At 68.1% G+C, this 20,220-nt stretch carries 17 protein-coding genes; 14 read left to right on the forward strand and 3 right to left on the reverse strand.

Features of this window, described 5'->3' with window-relative positions; all coding sequences use genetic code 11:
* Positions 1-54: 54 nt before the first annotated feature.
* A complete protein-coding gene (locus QTI33_RS03880) occupies positions 55-1,182 on the forward strand; it encodes a TIGR03364 family FAD-dependent oxidoreductase (RefSeq protein WP_286504437.1) in 1,128 nt (375 codons plus the stop codon).
* Positions 1,183-1,206: 24 nt separating this feature from the next.
* Positions 1,207-2,022 (forward strand): phosphonoacetaldehyde hydrolase, encoded by an 816-nt coding sequence (gene phnX, locus QTI33_RS03885; RefSeq protein ID WP_286504438.1) that lies wholly within the window; start codon positions 1,207-1,209, stop codon positions 2,020-2,022.
* Positions 2,023-2,024: 2 nt separating this feature from the next.
* Here the strand turns inward: phnX and QTI33_RS03890 are convergent, their stop codons facing one another.
* Complete coding sequence (locus QTI33_RS03890) at positions 2,025-2,867, reverse strand: DNA ligase (protein WP_286504543.1); 843 nt, start codon at positions 2,865-2,867, stop codon at positions 2,025-2,027.
* 62 nt (positions 2,868-2,929) lie between these two features.
* A complete protein-coding gene (fabI, locus tag QTI33_RS03895; protein WP_286504439.1) occupies positions 2,930-3,715 on the reverse strand; it encodes an enoyl-ACP reductase FabI in 786 nt (261 codons plus the stop codon).
* Positions 3,716-3,752: 37 nt separating this feature from the next.
* Between fabI and QTI33_RS03900 the strand changes: the two genes are divergently transcribed.
* The 12 genes from QTI33_RS03900 to QTI33_RS03955 all read left to right on the forward strand — a co-directional run bounded on the left by QTI33_RS03900 (position 3,753) and on the right by QTI33_RS03955 (position 19,746).
* A complete protein-coding gene (locus QTI33_RS03900) occupies positions 3,753-5,549 on the forward strand; it encodes an extracellular solute-binding protein (RefSeq protein WP_286504440.1) in 1,797 nt (598 codons plus the stop codon).
* A 7-nt stretch (positions 5,550-5,556) separates the two neighbouring features.
* The gene (locus tag QTI33_RS03905) at positions 5,557-6,591 is read left to right on the forward strand and encodes a microcin C ABC transporter permease YejB (RefSeq protein ID WP_286504441.1); all 1,035 of its coding nucleotides are present in this window, start codon (positions 5,557-5,559) and stop codon (positions 6,589-6,591) included.
* A complete protein-coding gene (locus tag QTI33_RS03910) occupies positions 6,584-7,624 on the forward strand; it encodes an ABC transporter permease (protein ID WP_286504442.1) in 1,041 nt (346 codons plus the stop codon). Before QTI33_RS03905 ends, QTI33_RS03910 begins: the two co-directional genes overlap by 8 nt.
* Positions 7,621-9,240 carry an ABC transporter ATP-binding protein gene (locus QTI33_RS03915; RefSeq protein ID WP_286504443.1) on the forward strand — a complete coding sequence of 540 codons (1,620 nt, stop codon included), beginning with the start codon at positions 7,621-7,623 and terminating at the stop codon, positions 9,238-9,240. Before QTI33_RS03910 ends, QTI33_RS03915 begins: the two co-directional genes overlap by 4 nt.
* On the forward strand, positions 9,237-10,442 hold the full coding sequence (locus tag QTI33_RS03920) for a YbfB/YjiJ family MFS transporter (protein WP_286504444.1): 1,206 nt from the start codon (positions 9,237-9,239) through the stop codon (positions 10,440-10,442). Before QTI33_RS03915 ends, QTI33_RS03920 begins: the two co-directional genes overlap by 4 nt.
* 172 nt (positions 10,443-10,614) lie before the next feature.
* The gene (rimP, locus tag QTI33_RS03925) at positions 10,615-11,226 is read left to right on the forward strand and encodes a ribosome maturation factor RimP (RefSeq protein WP_286504445.1); all 612 of its coding nucleotides are present in this window, start codon (positions 10,615-10,617) and stop codon (positions 11,224-11,226) included.
* Between the two features lie 17 nt (positions 11,227-11,243).
* Positions 11,244-12,728, forward strand: coding sequence for a transcription termination factor NusA (nusA, locus tag QTI33_RS03930; protein ID WP_286367774.1), 1,485 nt, complete (start codon positions 11,244-11,246; stop codon positions 12,726-12,728).
* Between the two features lie 24 nt (positions 12,729-12,752).
* The gene (gene infB, locus QTI33_RS03935; protein ID WP_286504446.1) at positions 12,753-15,656 is read left to right on the forward strand and encodes a translation initiation factor IF-2; all 2,904 of its coding nucleotides are present in this window, start codon (positions 12,753-12,755) and stop codon (positions 15,654-15,656) included.
* A 22-nt stretch (positions 15,657-15,678) separates the two neighbouring features.
* On the forward strand, positions 15,679-16,050 hold the full coding sequence (gene rbfA / locus QTI33_RS03940; RefSeq protein ID WP_286504447.1) for a 30S ribosome-binding factor RbfA: 372 nt from the start codon (positions 15,679-15,681) through the stop codon (positions 16,048-16,050).
* 2 nt (positions 16,051-16,052) lie between these two features.
* The gene (gene truB / locus QTI33_RS03945; protein ID WP_286504448.1) at positions 16,053-17,000 is read left to right on the forward strand and encodes a tRNA pseudouridine(55) synthase TruB; all 948 of its coding nucleotides are present in this window, start codon (positions 16,053-16,055) and stop codon (positions 16,998-17,000) included.
* Positions 16,997-18,820 carry a translational GTPase TypA gene (typA, locus tag QTI33_RS03950; RefSeq protein WP_286504449.1) on the forward strand — a complete coding sequence of 608 codons (1,824 nt, stop codon included), beginning with the start codon at positions 16,997-16,999 and terminating at the stop codon, positions 18,818-18,820. The genes truB and typA overlap by 4 nt, the downstream gene beginning before the upstream one ends.
* 53 nt (positions 18,821-18,873) lie before the next feature.
* A complete protein-coding gene (locus tag QTI33_RS03955) occupies positions 18,874-19,746 on the forward strand; it encodes a DMT family transporter (protein ID WP_286504450.1) in 873 nt (290 codons plus the stop codon).
* Between the two features lie 69 nt (positions 19,747-19,815).
* Here the strand turns inward: QTI33_RS03955 and QTI33_RS03960 are convergent, their stop codons facing one another.
* The gene (locus QTI33_RS03960) at positions 19,816-20,199 is read right to left on the reverse strand and encodes a COG4315 family predicted lipoprotein (RefSeq protein WP_286504451.1); all 384 of its coding nucleotides are present in this window, start codon (positions 20,197-20,199) and stop codon (positions 19,816-19,818) included.
* Between the last annotated feature and the right edge of the window lie 21 nt (positions 20,200-20,220).

Consider the following 20,220-nt stretch of genomic DNA (forward strand, 5'->3'; position numbering starts at 1 on the left):
GGGGTCGAGGCTTGTCATATTGCCGTATCCCGCATCGGGCAGACTGCTCGACCGATGACAGACACCTCCACCCATTTCGACCTCGTGGTCGTCGGCGCCGGCATCGTCGGCCTGGCCCACGCCTACACTGCCGCGCGGCGCGGACTCAAGGTCTGCGTGGTCGAGCGCGACGCGGCCTGCGTCGGTGCCTCGATCCGCAACTTCGGCTTCATCACCGTCACCGGGCAGGGCGCCGGCGACACCTGGCGCCGGGCCCGGCGCTCGCGCGAGATCTGGGGCGAGATCGCCCCCGCCGCGGGCATCGAGGCCCTGCACCACGGCCTCTGGCTCACGGCCTTCCGGCCCCAGGCACTCGTAGTGCTGCAAGAGTTCATGGCGACGCCGATGGCCGAGGGCTGCGAGCTGCTCGAGGTCGCCGAGGCGGCCTCGCGGGCGCCGGTGCTGCGGCTGGACGACGCCCAGGGCGTGCTCTACAGCCCGCACGAGATGCGGGTCGAGTCGCGCACCGCGATCGGGCTGCTGGCACGCTGGCTGGCCGAGGCCATGGGCGTGGTCTTCCGGTTCGGAGAGGCCGTGCTGGAGGTGGCAGCGCCGCGGGTTCGCACCTCGCGCGCCGTGCTGCACGGCGAGCGGGTCGCGGTCTGCACCAACACCGACCTCCACGGCCTGTTCGCCGGGCGCCTGGCGTCGCACGGGCTGCAGCTGTGCCAGTTGCACATGCTGCGGGTGCAGCCCGAGCCGGGCTTCAAGCTGCCCGGTTCGGTGATGGCCGACCTGAGCCTGGTGCGCTACCACGGCTACAGCAAGCTGCCGGCCGCCGCCGCGCTGCTCGAGCAGATCCGCCGGGAGGAGGCGGAGTCGCTCGCCAACGGCATCCACCTGATCGTGGTGCAGAGCGCCGACGGCTCGCTGGTGGTCGGCGACTCGCATCACTATGGCGCCGCGCCCGAACCCTTTGCCGACCAACGGGTCGACGACCTGATCTTCGAGCACCTGCATCGCACGCTGCAACTTCGACAGGCCCGCGTGAGCGAGCGCTGGGTCGGCCTCTATCCCTCGTCGGCCAGCACCGATTGCCTGATCGATACCCCCGACGACGCGACGCGGCTGGTGCTGGTCACCAGCGGCACCGGCGCCAGCACCGCCTTCGGCATCGCCGAGGACGTGTTCGCGCGCTGGTAGACCATCCACCCAGACAAAGAGACCATGACTTCTCCCGCATCCAGCCTCCGCGCCGTCGTCTTCGACTGGGCCGGCACCATCATCGACTTCGGTTCCTGCGCCCCGATGGGCGCCTTCGTGAAGTTGTTCAGGCAGTTCGACATCGCGATCACGATCGAGGATGCGCGCGGCCCCATGGGCGTCGCCAAGTGGGACCACATCAAGGCCCTGGGCTCGCTGCCGCATGTCGCGGCCCAATGGGCCGAACGCCACGGCAAGCCTTTCGCCGATGCCGACGTCGACCGGCTCTACGAGATCTTCACGCCCATGAACGCGGCCATCGTGGCGGACTTCGCCGACTTCATCCCGGGCGCCGTGGAGGTGGTCGACGCCGTGCGCGCGCGCGGCCTGAAGATCGGTTCGACCACCGGCTACAACCGCCCGATCATGGACATCGTGACCCCGATCGCGGCCGCCGGCGGCTACGTGCCGGACAACCTGGTGTGTGCCGGCGACCTCGCCGCGGGCCGGCCGAGCCCCTTGATGATGTACCGCAGCTTCGCCGATCTCGGCGTCTGGCCGCCGTCGACGGTGGTGAAGGTGGACGACACCGGGGTCGGCATCGAAGAGGGCGTGCACGCCGGCACCTGGACCGTCGGGCTGGCCGTGAGCGGCAACGCGGTCGGCCTGCCGCTGGCCGACTGGCAAGCCCTCGACCCCGACCGCCAGCAGGCATTGCGCGCCGCCGCCACGGCCAGGCTGAAAGCCTCGGGCGCGCACTACGTGATCGACAGCGTGGCCGACCTGTTGCCGGTGCTGGACGACATCGAAGCCAGGTTGGCGCAGGGCCTCGGGCCCTGAACTCAGTCGCCCAGGTCCGGGCGCTCGCGCAGGAAGCGCGCAAAGCGCGGCAGGCCGTTGGAGGTGGTTCCGTTGTAGCGGTAGCTCACCCAGCTGCCGATCGCCGGCGGCTTCTCGCGTTCGGCGTCGCTGAAGCCGCTGCCGAGCTTGAAGCGCTTGCCGTCTTCGGTCTCGACCCACAGCGCGCCCATCCGGGCGGCGTGCTTGCCGCGGCCCGGCACGTAGGAAACGACGCGCGCGTCGGCGTCCTCGAAGGGCTTGACCTTGACCAGGTCGGTATTGCGTTCGGCCCGGTAGAGCGAGCCGCCACGGTGCAGCATCAGGCCTTCGCCACCCATGCGCACCGTCTTGTCGAGCAGCGCCTGCAGCTCTTCGTCGGTGGTCGCGCGCAGTTGCGGCACCGCCACGATCCAGGGCGCCTCGGTGATCGGCAGCAGCTTGCGCAAGGCTGCGAGCCGGGCCGTGAAGTCGCCGGGCGAAGCGGGCAGGTCGAACACCATGAAGCGCATCTCGCGCCAGGCGCCGTCGACCGGCTTCTCGCTGCGCACGGTCGAGACCGCATGGGCGAAGCGGCCGCGGCCGGCCCACAGCTCGCCATCCATCGGCACGGCGGGCAATGACGCGGTGAACCAGGCCGGTGCCTCGACCCGCTCGCCGCCGCGGGTCCACAGCTGCTTGCCGTCCCAGTAGCCGCGAACACCGTCGTACTTCTCGCTGACCCAGTAGTCCGCCAGCGGCAGGCCGCGGCGGTACACCCCGGCCAGCATCAGCGGCGGCGCGCTGCCGGCCATCGCCGCCGGCGCCAGCCAAGCCAGCGCCGCGAGGACGAAAGCCCGTCGATCCATCTTGTTCATTGACAAGTCCTTCCTCCCCGCCTCCCGCCCGGGCGCCATCGCGCCCCTGGGGCCTAAGCTTCCGAAACGCCGCCGACCACCTGGCTGAAGCCGCCGTCCACGTAGGTGATCTCGGCGGTCACGCCGCTGGCCAGGTCGCTCAGCAGGAAGGCCGCCACGTTGCCGACCTCTTCGATGGTCACGTTGCGGCGCATCGGCGCCACCTTGGAGATCGCCGACAAGAGCTTGCCGAAGTCCTTGATGCCGCTGGCGGCCAGGGTCTTGATCGGGCCGGCGCTGATGCCGTTGACACGCATGCCCTTCGGGCCCAGCGATTCGGCCAGGTAGCGTACCGAGGCCTCGAGCGAGGCCTTGGCCAGGCCCATGGTGTTGTAGTTGGGCAGCGCGCGGATGGCGCCCAGGTAGGTCAGGGTCAGCAGGGCCGACTTGTCGTTGAGATAGGGCAGGGCGGCCTTGGCCATCGCCGGGAAGCTGTAGGCGCTGATGTCGTGCGCGATCTTGAAACCGTCGCGCGACAGGCCCTCGAGGAAGTCGCCGGCGATGGCTTCGCGCGGCGCGAAGCCGATGCTGTGGACGAAGCCGTCGAAGGCGGGCCAGGTCTGGGCCAGGTCGGCGAACAGCTTCTCGATCTGGGCATCGTCGCCGACGTCGCAGTCGAACACCAGCTGGGAGCCGAAATCGGCCGCGAACTCGGTGATCCGGTCCTTGAAGCGCTCGCCCACGTAGCTGAAAGCCAGTTCGGCGCCTTGCGCATGGCAGGCCTTGGCGATGCCGTACGCGATCGAGCGGTTGCTCAGAACGCCCGTGATCAGAAGTTTTTTGCCGGAAAGAAAGCCCATGGGACGACCTCGTGTAAATCTTGGGCAGAATTCTCGCATGCGAGCCTGGCTTCTTTTCGTGTTGGCGCTGTGGGCCTGCCCCACCTGGGCGGCGCATGCCTACGCCCAGTTCGGCGACATCAAGTACCCGCCGGGCTTCACCCATTTCGACTACGTCAATCCCCAGGCCCCCAAGGGCGGCGAGATCCGCATGGTGCCGCCGACGCGGCCGACCAATTTCGACAAGTTCAATCCGTTCACGCTCAAGGGCACGGCGCCGTACGGCATCGGCGGCCTGATGTTCGAGAGCCTGCTGACCGGCAATTCGGAGGAGCCGACCACCGCCTACGGCCTGCTGGCCGAGGATGTCGAGGTCGCGGCCGACAAGAAATCGGCCACCTTCAGGATCCACCCCAAGGCGCGCTTCAACGACGGCAGCCCGGTGCTGGCGGCGGACGTGGTCCATTCGTTCAACACGCTGATCGGCAAGCTGGCGGCACCGCAGTTCAAGACCATCTACGCGGAGGTCCAGGGCGTCAAGGCGGTGGACGAGCGCACGGTGCGCTTCGATTTCAAGAGCCCCAACCCCGAGCTGCCGCTGGTGGTGGGGGGCATGCCGGTGTTCAGCCGCGCCTGGGGCGGCGGCAAGCCCTTCGACCAGATCACGACCGACGTGCCGATCGGCTCGGGACCGTACAAGCTCGTCAACCCCCGCATGGGCCGCGACATCACCTACACCCGCGATCCGGGCTACTGGGGCGCCGACCTGCCGGTGCGCCGGGGCTTCTTCAACTTCGATCGCGTCACCTACCGGATCTACCTCGACGAGACCGCCAAGTTCGAAGGGCTCAAGGCCGGCGAGTTCGACTACATGCGCGAGTTCACCTCGCGCAACTGGGCCCGGCAGTACAAGGGCAAGCAGTTCGATTCCGGCGAGATCCTGAAGCGCGCGTTCGAGAACAAGAACCCCGGCGATTTCCAGGGCTATGTCTTCAATGCCCGCAATCCCAAGTTCCAGGACATCCGGGTGCGCCAGGCGATCGGGCTGGCGGTGGACTTCGAATGGCTCAACCGGCAGCTCTTCTATGGGCTGTACAAGCGCGTCGAGGGCTATTTCCCGAACAGCGAGTTCCATGCCGAAGGCCTGCCGACGCCGGAAGAACTCGCGTTGCTCGAACCCTTGCGCGGCAAGTTGCGGCCCGAGGTCTTCGGTCCGGCCGTGGTGTCGCCGAGCACGGCGCCGCCCGGCAGCCTGCGCGACAACCTGCGCAAGGCACGCGACTTGCTCGCGCAAGCCGGATGGACCTACCGCGACGGCGCCTTGCGCAATGCGAAGGGCGAGCCCTTCACGATCGAATTCCTCAACGACCAGCCGTCGCTGATCCGCGTCGCGACGCCGTTCCAGACCGCGCTGCAGAAGCTCGGCATCCAGATGAACTTCCGCACGGTCGATTTTTCGCTGTCCCAGCAGCGCATGGACAACTTCGATTTCGAAATGACGACGGTGCGGCTGCCGGGCAGCACGGCGCCGGGCGGCGAACTGCTGGAGCTGTTCGGCTCCGAGGCCGCCACCACGCCGGGTTCGCGCAACATCTGGGGCATTGCCGACCCCGCCGTCGACGCGCTGGTGCAGAAGGTGGTGAGCGCCACCACCCGGCCCGAGCTCAGTGCGGCGATGCGCGCGCTGGACCGGGTGCTGTCGCATGGCTACTACTCGATCCCGCAGTACTACGGCGGCATGTTCCTGATCGGCTACCGTCCGAAGCCCTTCGTGCTGCCCGAGGTGATTCCGCCCTACTACGACGCCGATGGCTGGGCCATGAGCACCTGGTGGGCATCGCCCGCCAACAAATAGGAAGGCCATGGCCAGCTACATCCTCAAACGCCTGCTGCTGATGGTGCCCACCTTGTTCGGCGTGCTGCTGCTGACCTTCGTCGTGATCCAGTTCGTGCCGGGCGGGCCGGTCGAGCAGATGGTGTCGCAGCTGCAGGGGCGCGATTCCGGCGGCGAGCGCGCGGCCACCAGCGGCGCCGGCTACCGCGGCCGGCAGGGGCTGGACCCGCAGCGCATCGAGGAGATCAGGCAGCTCTACGGCTTCGACAAGCCGCCGCTGGTGCGCTTCTGGCAGATGCTCAAGTCCTATGCGCGCTTCGACCTCGGCACCAGCTTCTACCAGCGCAAGGCGGTGTGGGACCTGGTCAAGGAGAAGATGCCGGTGTCGATCAGCCTCGGACTCTGGACCTTCTTCATCAGCTACCTGATCGCCGTGCCCCTGGGCGTCGCGAAGGCGGTGCGGGCCGGCACGCGCTTCGACTTCCTGACCACGCTGGTGGTGCTGGTCGGCTATGCGATCCCGGGCTTCGTGCTCGGCGTTGCGCTGCTGGTGATCTTCGGCGGCCAGCTCCAGTGGTTCCCGCTGCGCGGCCTGACCTCGCCGAACTGGGAATCGATGGGGTGGGGCGCGCGGATCGTCGACTACCTCTGGCACATCGCGCTGCCGGTGACGGCCATGGTGCTGGGCAGCTTCGCGGTCACGGCCATGCTGACCAAGAACTCCTTTCTGGAGGAAATTCGCAAACAGTACGTGCTGACCGCGCGCGCCAAGGGGCTGAGCGAACGCGACGTGCTGTGGAAGCACGTGTTCCGCAACGCCCTGATCCCGATCGTCACGGGCTTCCCGGCGGCCTTCATCGGCGCCTTCTTCACGGGCTCGCTGCTGATCGAGACGCTGTTCTCGCTCGACGGCCTGGGCCTGCTGAGCTACGAGAGCGTGATCCGGCGCGACTACCCGGTGGTGCTGGGCACGCTCTACCTGTTCACGCTGATCGGCCTGTTGACCAAGCTGATCAGCGATCTCTGCTACGTGATGGTGGATCCGAGGGTGAAGTTTGACTAGCGGCGGCGTCACCGTGTCGCCGGGGCGCCGCGCCTGGCTGCGCTTCAGGCGCAACCGGATCGGCTACTGGAGCCTCGTCCTGTTCACGCTGCTGGTGGTGCTGAGCCTCTTCGCGGAGCTGATCTCCACCGACCGGCCGCTGGTGGTGCGCTACGACGGCCAGACCTACTTTCCGGTCCTGCGCGACTATTCGGAGAAGACCTTCGGCGGCGACTTCGAGACCCCGGCCGACTACCTCGACCCGTTCATCCGCGAGCGGATCACCTCGGGCGGCAACTGGGCACTCTACGCGCCGAATCCCTACGGCCCCAAGACGCTCAACTATTTCGCCAAGTCCCCCAACCCGGCGGCGCCTTCGGCCGAAAACCTGCTGGGCAGCGACGACCGTGGGCGGGACCTGCTGGCGCAGCTGATCTACGGCTTCCGGGTGAGCGTGCTGTTCGCGCTGGCGCTGACGGCGATCGGCACCGTGCTGGGCATCGTCACCGGCGCCATCCAGGGCTTCTTCGCCGGCAAGACCGACCTGGCGTTCCAGCGCTTCATCGAAATCTGGGGCTCGATGCCCGAGTTGTACCTGCTGATCATCTTCAGCGCCATCTTCGCACCCAGCGTCGCGCTGCTGCTCATCCTGCTCAGCCTGTTCGGCTGGATGGGCCTGTCGGACTACGTGCGGGCCGAGTTCCTGCGCAATCGGCAGATGGACTACGTGCGCGCCGCGCGCGCGCTCGGCGTCGGCAACCTGCAGATCATGTGGAAGCACATCCTGCCCAACAGCATGACGCCGGTCGTGACCTTCCTGCCTTTTCGCATGAGCGCGGCGATCCTGGCGCTGACCTCGCTCGACTTCCTCGGCCTCGGCGTGCCGCCGGGCACCCCGTCGCTGGGCGAACTGCTGAGCCAGGGCAAGGCCAACATCGACGCCTGGTGGATCTCGATGTCGACCTTCGGCGTGCTGGTCGTCACCTTGATGCTGCTGACCTTCATGGGCGATGCCCTGCGCGATGCGCTCGATCCGCGGAAGGCCGACCAATGAACGGCGCCCTGCTGGAGGTCCAGGGCCTGCGCGTCGCCTTCGGCGGCAAGGAAGTGGTGCACGGCATCGATTTCGAGATCGCGCCGGGCGAGAAGCTGGCGCTGGTCGGCGAATCGGGCTCGGGCAAGACCGTCACCGCGCTGAGCCTGCTGCGGCTGGTGCAGAACGCCGACATCGCCGGCACGGCGCGCTTCGCGGGCCCGGATGCGGGCGGTGCCGCGCGCGAACTGCTGTCGCTGCCCGAGCGCACGCTGCGCGGCATCCGCGGCAAGGAGATCGCGATGATCTTCCAGGAGCCGATGACCGCGCTGAATGCGCTCTATTCGGTCGGCGACCAGATCGCGGAGGTGCTCGAACTGCACCAGGGCCTGTCGGCGCAGGCGGCGCACGAGGCGGCGGTGCAGCTGCTGGCCGACACCGGCATCCCCGAGCCGGCGCGGCGGGCGAGGGCGTTCCCGCACCAGCTCTCGGGCGGCCAGCGCCAGCGCGCGATGATCGCGATGGCGCTGGCCTGCAAGCCGCGGCTGCTGCTGGCCGACGAGCCGACCACCGCGCTCGACGTCACGGTGCGTGCCCAGATCCTCGACCTGCTGGCCGACCTGCAGCGCCAGCACGGCATGGCGGTGCTGCTGATCACCCACGACCTGAACCTGGTGCGGCGCTTCGCCGACCGGGTGGCGGTGATGGAGAACGGCCACGTGGTCGAGCACGGACCCGTGGCGACGGTCTTCGGCGCACCGCAGCACCCCTACACGCGCCGGCTGATCGACAGCCGGCCGACCCGCGACGTGGCGCCGGTGCCGGTCGACCCGGCGGCGCCGCCGGTGCTCTCTGCCAGCGGGCTGCGCGTGATCTACCCGGTGCCGCGGCCCGGCATCCGGGGATGGTTCGGCAAGGGCGAGTTCGTGGCGGTGCAGGGCGCCGACTTCCGCATCGCGCCGGGCCAGACCCTGGGCGTGGTCGGCGAGTCCGGCTCGGGCAAGTCGACGCTGGCGCTGGCGGCCCTCGGGCTGCTGAAGCACCAGGGGCAGCTCGACGTCGCCGGCCGCCAATGGGCCGCGGGCGGGGCCAGCGACCGTGGGTTGCGGCGCCTGATGCAGGTCGTCTTCCAGGACCCGTTCTCGTCCCTGTCGCCGCGCATGACGGTCGAGCAGATCGTCGGCGAAGGCCTGACGGTGCATGCGCCCGAGCTCGACGTCCGCGCCCGCCGCGCCCGGTCGCTGGCGGCGCTGGCCGAGGTCGGCCTGAGCGAGACCCAGTTCCCGGCCCTGCTGGAGCGCTATCCGCACGAATTCTCCGGCGGCCAGCGGCAGCGCCTTGCGATCGCGCGGGCCCTGATCGTCGAGCCCAGACTGCTGGTGCTCGACGAGCCGACCAGTGCCCTCGACGTCACGATCCAGAAGCAGGTGCTGGGCTTGCTGCAGCGGCTGCAGCGCGAGCGGGGGCTGAGCTACCTGCTGATCACCCACGACGTCGAAGTGATCCGCGCCATGGCGCACGAAGTCATCGTCATGAAGGACGGCGCGATCCTCGAATCGGGCCCGGTCGGGCGCGTGCTCGATGCGCCCGTCCATCCCTATACGCAGAAACTGGTGGCTGCGGCCTTGGCGGAATGACCTCGATCGGCTACGACAGGCGCGCCGCCTGGCGCGCGGCTCTGGGCTGCATGGTGACGCTGGCGGTGGCCATGGGCCTGGGGCGCTTCGCCTTCACGCCGATGCTGCCGGTCATGCTGCACGAAGGCAAGCTCGACCTGCAGGCCGGCGGCCTGCTGGCCTCGCTCAACTACCTCGGCTACTTCCTGGGCGCGCTGAGCTGCGCCGCGATCCGGGCCAAGCCGGCGCACATGGTGCGCGGCGGCCTGGTGGCCACGGCCGTGCTGCTGCTCGGCATGGGCCTGCTGCAGGGCTTCGGTTTCTGGGGCCTGCTGCGCACCGCGGCCGGCGTGATGAGCGCCTGGACCTTCGTCTTCGCCTCCGGCTGGGGCCTGCGCCGGCTGGCGGAAACCGGCGCGCCGGCCCTGGCCGGCGTGATCTACACCGGCCCCGGCATCGGCATCGCCGCCACCGGGCTGCTGGGCGGTGCACTCGGGCGCTGGGGCTCGGAGGCCGGCTGGGTCGGCTTCGGGCTGCTGTCGCTGGCCCTGATCGCGCTCATCTGGCGGATCTTCGGCGACGGCGAGCAGGCCCATGCCGGCGCTCCTGCGCCGGCGGCGGCCCCGCCGTCGGCCCGGGCATCGGCTGCCGCGCGCAGCGACGCGCGCTGGCTGGTCGGGCTCTACGGGCTGGCGGGCTTCGGCTACATCATCACCGCGACCTTCCTGCCGGTGATCGCCCGCCAGGCGCTGCCCGGTTCGCCGTGGCCGGATCTCTTCTGGCCGTTGTTCGGGCTGGCCATCGTGCCGGGCGCGCTGATCGGCGCCCGGGCGCCGATCCACTGGGACAACCGGCTGCTGCTGGCCGCCGCCTATGCGCTGCAGGCCGTCGGCGTCGTGCTGTCGGTGGCCTGGCCGACGATCTGGGGGTTCGGCCTCGGCAGCCTGCTGCTGGGCATGCCTTTCACCGCCATCACTCTTTTCGCGATGCGGGATGCACGCCGGCTGCGCGGAAACGCCTCGGCCGGACTGATCGGCTACGCGACCGCCTCCTATGGCGTCGGCCAGATCCTCGGCCCCCTGTTTGCCGCGCCGCTGGCGCAGCGCACGGGATCCTTCGCGGTGCCCCTCGGGTTCGCCGCGGCGGTCCTGGCGGTGGGCGCGTTGCTTTTTGCAATGGTTTGGTGGCGCTCCGCAAGGGCCGAAGCGGTCCAAATGCCGTAGAAACCCCTGTTTCTGTAACGCATTTGGCATATAATTCGAGGCTCACGACCAAACGGGCGGGTACCAACCGCCCGTTTTTTATTGGTCGAAGCATTTTCGATGCGGCTGGCGCGACCCAAGGCGAGTGGGAAATCCGGCGGCATCGCGTGAACTCAAAGGCGAACAAAGACACGTGGCATTGCAGCAGACAGTGGAACAAACCGTGGCCGGCCTCGGCTACGACCTGGTCGAGATCGAGCGCTCGGCCGGAGGGCTGCTGCGCGTCACGATTGATTTGCCCTGGACCGGCCCCAACTCTGAAGCTGCCGCTGCAGGAGCGCCCGAGCCCTTCGTCACGGTCGAAGATTGCGAGAAGGTCACGCGCCAGCTGCAGTTCGCGCTCGAGGTCGACGGCGCGGAATACAAGCGGCTCGAGGTGTCGTCGCCGGGCATCGACCGGCCGTTGCGCAATGAACAGGATTTCGAGCGTTTTGCCGGCGAGGTGATCGACATCACGCTGAAGGCGCCGATGGGCGCGGCGGCGGCGGGCCAGGTGTCGGCCAACCGCAAGAAGTTTCGCGGCACGCTGGAGCGTGTCGCGGCCGCGGACGGTACGCCCGGATGGCAGATCGTCTGGAGCGACGAGCCGGCGGCAAAGCCCGGGCAGAAGATCAGCAAGAAGCGCGTGCCTGCCCCCCTGCAGGCGCTCGGTTTTGCTTTGGACGAGTTGCGCGAAGCGCGTCTCGCCCCGATAGTGGATTTCAATGGGCGCAGGCCAAAACCCGGCGCCGCGGTGTCGGACTGAATGAGGAGAGTGGTGGCATGAATCGCGAAATGTTGATGTTGGTGGATGCGATCTCGCGCGAGAAGAACGTCGAGCGCGACGTCGTCTTCGGCGCAGTCGAATCCGCCCTGGCGCAAGCCACCAAGAAGCTCTATCAGGGCGACGTGGACATTCGCGTCGCCGTCGACCGCGACAGCGGCGACTACGAGACCTTCCGCCGCTGGCACGTGGTCCCCGACGAGGCCGGCCTGCAGCTGCCCGACCAGGAAATCCTGCTGTTCGAGGCCAAGGAAGAGATGCCCGACATCGAGGTCGACGAGTACATCGAGGAAGCGGTGGACTCGGTGCCGATCGGCCGCATCGGCGCCATGGCGGCCAAGCAGGTGATCCTGCAGAAGATCCGTGACGCCGAGCGCGAGATGCTGCTCAACGACTTCATGTCGCGCGGCGAGAAGATCTTCACCGGCACCGTCAAGCGCCTGGACAAGGGCGACATCATCGTGGAAGCGGGCCGGGTCGAAGGCCGCCTGCGCCGCAGCGAGATGATCGCCAAGGAAAACCTGCGCAACGGCGACCGCGTGCGGGCCATGATCATGGAGGTCGACCTGACCTTGCGCGGGGCGCCGATCATCCTGTCGCGCTCGGCCCCCGAGTTCATGATCGAGCTGTTCCGCCAGGAAGTGCCCGAGATCGAACAGGGCCTGCTCGAGATCAAGAGCTGCGCCCGCGACCCCGGTTCGCGCGCCAAGATCGCGGTGCTCTCGCACGACAAGCGGGTCGACCCGATCGGCACCTGCGTCGGCGTGCGCGGCACCCGGGTCAACGCGGTGACCAACGAACTCGCCGGCGAGCGCGTCGACATCGTGCTGTGGAGCGAGGACCCGGCCCAGTTCGTGATCGGCGCCCTGGCGCCGGCCAACGTGTCGTCGATCGTGGTCGACGAAGAGAAACATGCGATGGACGTGGTGGTCGACGAGGAAAACCTCGCGATCGCGATCGGCCGTGGCGGCCAGAACGTGAGGCTCGCCTCCGACCTGACCGGCTGGAAGATCAACATCATGGACGCCAACGAGTCGGCCCAGAAGCAGGCGACCGAGACCGATGCCAGCCGCAAGCTGTTCATGGAGAAGCTCGACGTCGACGAGGAAATCGCCGACATCCTGATCTCCGAAGGTTTCACCAGCCTCGAGGAAGTGGCCTACGTGCCGATCTCCGAGCTGCTCGAGATCGAGAGCTTCGACGAAGACACCATCAACGAGCTGCGTTCGCGCGCCAAGGATGCGCTGTTGACGGCGGAGATCGCCCGTGAAGAGGACGTCGAGAGCGTTTCGCAGGATCTGCGCGACCTCGCCGGGCTCGATGCGGCCCTGATTCCCAAATTGGCCGAGGCGGGTGTGCACACCCGTGACGACCTGGCCGACCTCGCGGTCGATGAACTCACCGAAATCACCGGCCAGAGCGCCGATGAGGCCAAGAACCTGATCTTGAAAGCCCGCGAACATTGGTTCGCCGGCCAAGAGTGACGGTCATGGAGGCACGAAACCAATATGTCCAGTACCACTGTCGCCGAGTTCGCGAACGAACTCAAGAAGACTCCCGAAACCTTGCTTGACCAGCTCAAGAGCGCAGGCGTGCCCAAGCAGGCCGTCACCGATGCGCTGAGCGAGGCCGACAAGCAGCGCCTGCTCGGCTTCCTGAAGGCCAGCCACGGCACGGTCGAGCCCGAGCGCAAGAAGATCACGCTGACCAAGAAGTCGACCAGCGAGATCAAGCAGGCCGACGCCACCGGCCGCGCCCGCACCATCCAGGTCGAGGTGCGCAAGAAGCGCACCTTCATCCAGCGCGACGAAGGCCACCCGGCCGTGTCCGAAGCGACCGCCGCGGCCGAGGCCGAGGCGCCCGTCGCCGCTCCCGCCGCGCCCCAGATCGACGAAGCCGAACTCGCCCGCCGCGAAGAAGACGCACGCCGCCAGGCCGAACTGATCCGCCGCCAGGAAGAAGAGCTGGTCGAGAAGCGTCGCCTGCGCGAAGAAGCCGAAGCCCGCGAACGCGAGAAGGCCGAGCGCGCCGAGCAGGCCGAGCAGGAGGCCAAGGCCGCCCGCAAGAAGGCCGCCGAAGCCGCGACCCCGGTGACCGAGGGCGCGCCCGAAGCGCCCGAGGAAGCCCCGGCCGTGACCGACCGCAAGGTCGCCGCCGAAGCCGCCGCGGCGCAAGCCAAGGACGACGCCAAGGCCAAGGCTGCCGCCGAATCGAAGGCCCGTGCCGACGAGGAAGCCGCCCGCGCCAAGGACCTCGACGAACGCCGCCGCAAGGCGCTGGCCGAAGCCGAAGCCATCCGCGCCATGATGAACGCACCGGCCCGCGTGCTGGTGCCGCACAAGGCGCCCGAGAAGCCCGCGCCCGAAAAGGCGGCCGTCAAGGGCACGCTGCACAAGCCGACCGCACCGCCGGCGCGCCCCGGTGCGCCCGCTGCGCCCGGCGCTGCGGCCGCGCCCGGCGCCGGCAAGGAAGTCAAGTCGGCCAAGCTCTCGTCGAGCTGGGCTGGCGACACGGCCAAGAAAAAGGAAATCAAGACCCGCGGCGATGCCAGCGGGGGCGTCGGCCGCGGCAACTGGCGCGGTGGTCCGCGCGGACGCCGTGGCAACGACCGCGGCGGCCACGAGGAGCGCATGCCGGCGGCACCGGTCGAGGCGCGCGTGCTCGAAGTGCACGTGCCCGAGACCATCACGGTGGCGGAGCTCGCGCACAAGATGGCGGTCAAGGCGTCGGAAGTCATCAAGCAACTGATGAAGCTCGGCCAGATGGCGACCATCAACCAGTCGCTCGACCAGGACACCGCGATGATCATCGTGGAAGACATGGGCCACACGGCCGTGGTCGCCGCGCTGGACGATCCGGAAGCCTTCACCGACGACGACGTCTCGGCGACCCAGGCCGAAGCCCTGCCGCGGGCGCCGGTCGTGACCGTCATGGGCCACGTCGACCACGGCAAGACCTCGCTGCTGGACTACATCCGCCGCGCCAAGGTCGCCGCGGGCGAAGCCGGCGGCATCACGCAGCACATCGGGGCGTACCACGTCCAGACCGCTCGCGGGATGGTGTCCTTCCTCGACACCCCGGGCCACGAGGCGTTCACCGCCATGCGGGCCCGCGGTGCGCAGGCCACCGACATCGTGATCCTGGTGGTGGCGGCCGACGACGGCGTCATGCCGCAGACCAAGGAAGCCATCAAGCACGCGAAGGCGGCGGGTGTGCCGATCGTGGTCGCGATCAACAAGATCGACAAGCCCGATGCCAACCTGGACCGCGTCAAGCAGGAACTGGTGGCCGAAGAAGTCGTGCCCGAAGAGTACGGCGGCGACGTGCCGTTCGTGCCGGTCTCGGCCAAGACGGGGCAGGGCGTCGACGACCTGCTCGAGCAGGTGCTGCTGCAGGCCGAAGTGCTGGAACTCAAGGCGCCGGTCGATGCCGCCGCCAAGGGCCTGGTCATCGAAGCCCAGCTCGACAAGGGCCGCGGCCCGGTGGCGACCGTGCTGGTCCAGTCCGGCACGCTCAAGACCGGCGACGTGGTGCTGGCCGGCTCGACCTATGGCCGCGTGCGCGCCATGATCGACGAGGACGGCAAGACCATCAAGACCGCGGGTCCGTCGATCCCGGTCGAGATCCAGGGCCTGACCGAGGTGCCGCAAGCCGGCGACGAATTCATGGTGATGGCCGACGAGCGCCGGGCGCGCGAGATCGCCACCTACCGCGCCGGCAAGTTCCGCAACACCAAGCTGGCGAAGGCCCAGGCGGCGAACCTGCAGAACATGTTCACCGACCTCTCGGCCGGCGAAGTGCAGACGCTGCGGATCATCATCAAGGCCGACGTCCAGGGCTCGCAGGAAGCATTGGCGCAGTCGCTGCTCAAGCTGGCGACCGAGGAAGTCAAGGTGCAGATGGTGTACGCCGGGGTCGGCGGCATCAGCGAAAGCGACATCAACCTCGCGATCGCCTCCAAGGCCATCGTGATCGGCTTCAACGTGCGCGCCGATGCCGGTGCGCGCAAGCTGGCCGAGAGCAACGGCGTGCAGCTGCACTACTACAGCATCATCTATGACGCTGTGGACGACATCAAGGTCGCCATGTCCGGCATGCTGGCACCCGAGCGGCGCGAAGAGATCATCGGCTCGGCCGAGATCCGCACCGTGTTCGTGGCCTCCAAGATCGGCACGGTCGCGGGTTGCATGGTCACCGCCGGCTCGGTCAACCGCAGCGCGCATTTCCGCCTGCTGCGCGACAACGTGGTGATCTACACCGGCGAAGTCGACTCGATCAAGCGGCTCAAGGACGACGTGCGCGAAGTGCGCGAAGGCTTCGAGTGCGGTATCAAGCTCAAGAACTACAACGACATCAAGGAAGGTGATCAGCTGGAGTTCTTCGAGATCAAGGAAATCGCCCGGACGCTGTAAGCGTTCCGCAGCGACCCCCGCCATGCCCAAACGCAAAGCCGCAGCCCCGAACCGCGCCTTCAAGGTCGCCGACCAGATCCAGCGCGATCTGACGGAACTGATCGCGCGCGAACTGAAGGACCCGCGGGTGGGCATGGTCACGATCCAGGCGGTCGAGGTCACGCCCGACTACGCGCATGCGAAGGTCTTCTTCAGCCTGCTCGTGGGCGATCCGGCCGAGACCACCGAAGCGCTGAACCAGGCCGCGGGCTTCCTGCGCAACGGCCTGTTCAAGCGCCTGCACATCCACACCGTGCCGACCTTGCATTTCCAGTTCGACCGCACCACCGAGCGTGCGGCCGACATGAATGCGCTGATCGCGCAGGCCGTCGCTTCTCGCTCGAAAGACGACTGAAGATGAACGCGCCACGCACAAGGGTGCAGCGGCGCCCTGTGCATGGGGTGTTGCTGCTCGACAAACCGCTGGGTCTCTCCAGCAACCAGGCCTTGCAGAAGGCCAAGTGGTTGCTGCGCGCCGAAAAGGCCGGCCACACCGGCACGCTCGATCCGCTCGCCACCGGCGTGCTGCCGTTGTGCTTCGGCTCGGCCACCAAGTTCAGCCAGCTCCACCTGGACGCCGACAAGACCTACGAGGCGACTGCCCGCCTGGGCCTGAAGACCGCCACCGGCGACGCCGAGGGCGATGTGATCGCCGAGCGTCCGGTCGCCGTGAATGCCGACGACCTGGCACGCGTGCAGGCGCGCTTCACGGGACCGATCCGCCAGGTGCCGCCGATGCACAGCGCGCTCAAGAAGGACGGCCGCGCGCTCTACGAATACGCCCGCGAGGGCATCGAGGTCGAGCGCGCACCGCGCGACGTCGTGATCTACCAACTCGCGCTCGAAGCGGCGTCCCCGAACGACATCCGCATCCGGGCGACCGTGAGCAAAGGCACCTACATCCGCACGCTCGGCGAGGACATCGGTGAAGCGCTCGGCTGCGGCGCCCACCTCACGTCGCTGCGGCGCACCGCCACTGGCGGCTTCGACGCTTCGCAGTGCATCACGCTCGAAGCGCTCGAGGCCATGGACGAGGACGAGCGGCTGGCCTGCCTGCGGCCGACCGAAGCCCTGGTGGCCGATCACACGCGCGTCACGCTCGGCGCCGAAGATGCCGCACGTTTCCTGTCGGGCCTGCGCCGCCGCGGCCCCTGGCCCGACGCGCCCGCGGTGGCCGTGTTCGGCCGCCAGCCCGAAGCCTTCCTGGGCACGGCCCACGTGAAGGCCGGCGAACTGATCCCGGGGCGGCTGCTGAGCCCCATCGAAATCCAGCAGACATTACTTTTGACCGAAGCGACACCATGACCCAACAGATTCGCAACATCGCCATCATCGCCCACGTGGACCATGGCAAGACCACCATGGTCGACCAGCTGCTGCGCCAGTCCGGCACCTTCGCCGAGCACGAGAAGGTGGTCGACACCGTGATGGACAACAACGCGATCGAAAAAGAACGCGGCATCACGATCCTGGCCAAGAACTGCGCCGTGACCTGGGAAGGCACCCACATCAACATCGTCGACACCCCGGGCCACGCGGACTTCGGCGGCGAGGTCGAACGTGCGCTCAGCATGGTCGACGGCGTGGTGCTGCTGATCGACGCGCAAGAGGGCCCGATGCCCCAGACCCGCTTCGTGACCAAGAAGGCGCTGGCCCTCGGCCTGAAGCCGATCCTGGTGGTGAACAAGGTCGACAAGCCCGGCGCGCGTCCCGACTACGTGGTCAACGCGGCCTTCGACCTGTTCGACAAGCTCGGCGCGACCGACGAACAGCTCGACTTCCCGGTGGTCTATGCCTCGGGCATCAACGGCTGGTCGTCGCTCGAAGAAGGCGGCCAGGGCGAGCAGTGGGGTCCCGACATGTCGGCCCTGTTCAACACCATCCTGAAGCATGTGCCGGCGCAGAAGGGCGACCCGAAGGCGCCGCTGCAGCTGCAGATCTCGGCGCTGGACTTCTCGACCTTCGTCGGCCGCATCGGCGTCGGCCGCATCAGCCAGGGCACCATCAAGCCCATGATGGACGTGGTGGTGATGGAAGGCCCGGACGGCAAGACCGTCAAGGGCCGCGTCAACCAGGTGTTGACCTTCCAGGGCCTTGAGCGCGTGCAGGCCACCGAGGCCGGCCCGGGCGAGATCGTGCTGATCAACGGCATCGCCGACATCGGCATCGGCGTCACCGTGACCGACCCGTCGAACCCGGCGCCGCTGCCGATGCTCAAGGTCGACGAGCCGACCCTGACCATGAATTTCTGCGTCAACACCAGCCCGCTGGCCGGCCGCGAAGGCAAGTACGTCACCAGCCGCCAGATCTGGGACCGGCTGCAGAAGGAACTGCAGCACAACGTGGCGCTGCGGGTCAGCGAGACCGACGAGGAAGGCATCTTCGAGGTCATGGGCCGCGGTGAACTGCACTTGACCATCCTGCTGGAGAACATGCGCCGCGAAGGCTTCGAGATGGCTGTCTCCAAGCCGCGCGTGGTGTTCCGCGACATCGACGGCGAGAAGCACGAGCCGATCGAGCTCGTCACGGCCGACATCGAGGACCAGCACCAGGGCGGCGTGATGCAGGCGCTGGGCGAGCGCAAGGGCGAACTGGTCAACATGGAACCGGACGGCCGCGGCCGCGTGCGCCTCGAGTACCGGATTCCGGCGCGGGGCCTGATCGGCTTCACCAACGAATTCCTGAACCTGACGCGCGGCTCGGGCCTGATCTCGAACATCTTCGACAAGTACGAACCCTTCAAGGGCGAGATCGGCAGCCGCAAGAACGGCGTGCTGATCTCGATGGACGACGGCGAGATCTTCACCTACGCGCTGGGCAAGCTGGACGACCGCGGCCGCATGTTCGTGCGCGCCAACGACCCGGTGTACGAAGGCATGATCGTCGGCATCCACAGCCGCGACAACGACCTGGTGGTGAACGCCACGCGCACCAAGCAGCTGACCAACTTCCGCGTCTCGGGCAAGGAAGACGCGATCAAGATCACGCCGCCGATCGAGCTCACGCTGGAATACGGCGTCGAGTTCATCGAGGACGACGAACTGGTCGAGATCACGCCCAAGAGCGTGCGCCTGCGCAAGCGCTACCTGAAGGAACACGAGCGCAAGCGCGCTTCGCGCGAGTAAGTTCGAAGGCCATGGGCAGACCTGGTTTGACTCATGGGAGGGCCGTCTGGCTGATGGTGGTCGTGACCCTGATGTGGGCCACGGCCGGCGTCGTCACGCGGCACCTGGAGCATGCGCGCAGCTTCGAGGTGACCTTCTGGCGCAGCTTCTTCACCTTGCTGTCACTGGCCGTGATCCTGCCGCTGTGGCAGGGCCGCACGGTGTTCGCCAAGATCCGGCAGGGCGGCCGCGCGCTGTGGATCTCGGGCATCTGCTGGAGCGTGATGTTCACGGCCTTCATGGTCGCGCTCACGCTGACCAGCGTCGCCAACGTGCTGGTGACGATGGCCCTGGGCCCGCTGCTGACCGCACTCGGCGCCCGGCTGTTCATCGGCCACAGGCTGCCTGCGCGCACCTGGGCGGCCATCGTGGTGGCGGGCCTGGGCATCGGCTGGATGTACGGCACCCAGCTCGGCGAGGGGCAGCTGCTGGGGACCCTGGTGGCGCTGTGCGTGCCGCTGGCCGGCGCCTGCAACTGGACCGTGGTGCAGCATGCGCACGCCAAGGGCCACGACATCGACCTCGTGCCCGCGGTGCTGATCGGCGCAGTCATTTCATCGGCGGTCACCCTGCCGCTGGCCTGGCCCTTCCAGGCCAATGCGCACGACCTCGGCCTGCTGGCCTTTCTCGGATTGTTCCAGCTGGCCATCCCCTGCGTCCTGTCGGTGCTGTGCGCGCGCGTCCTGAAGGCGCCGGAGGTGGCATTGCTGGCCCTGCTCGAGGTGATCTTCGGCATTGCGCTGGCCTGGATCGGCGCCGGCGAGGAGCCCGAGCCGGCCGTGCTGACGGGCGGCGCACTGGTCATCGGCGCGCTGGTCTTCAATGAATGGCTGGGCTTGCGGGACCGGCGCGAGGCCTCCCGACAGGCGCTTCCCACGGCGCATTGAGCAAGAAAAAAGGCCGGCGCATGACGCCGGCCTTCTTCATTGCGGATGCGCCTCCCGGGCGCAGGGCGCTCAGGGACGAGCGAGCTTCCAGACGCCGTTGACGCCGTCGCCGGTCTTGTCGCCGGCCTTGGTGTCCTTCGACCAGTAGTAGAGCGGCGCGCCCTTGTAGGCCCATTGCTTGGTGCCGTCGTCGCGCGTGATGATGGTGTAGGCGCCCATCGGCTTGGCCGTGTCGGCCACCTTGAGGGCCGGCCAGGCGGTGATGCAAGGTCCGTTGCAGGCGGACTTGCCGCTGCCGACGACGTCGCGGTCGAAGGTGTAGAGCGTCATGCCGGAGGGGCCGATCAGCACGCCGTCGGCGGTGCGGGTCGGAGTGTCCGGCGCCTTGCCGGACATGCTGCCGCAACCGGCGAGCAGGGCAGCGGCAAGAATCGAGGCGCTGAGCAGTTTCATGAAGTTTCTCCTTCGGTTAAA

The organism is Variovorax davisae, assembly GCF_030316845.1.
In the GTDB taxonomy this organism is placed as follows: domain Bacteria; phylum Pseudomonadota; class Gammaproteobacteria; order Burkholderiales; family Burkholderiaceae_C; genus Variovorax; species Variovorax davisae.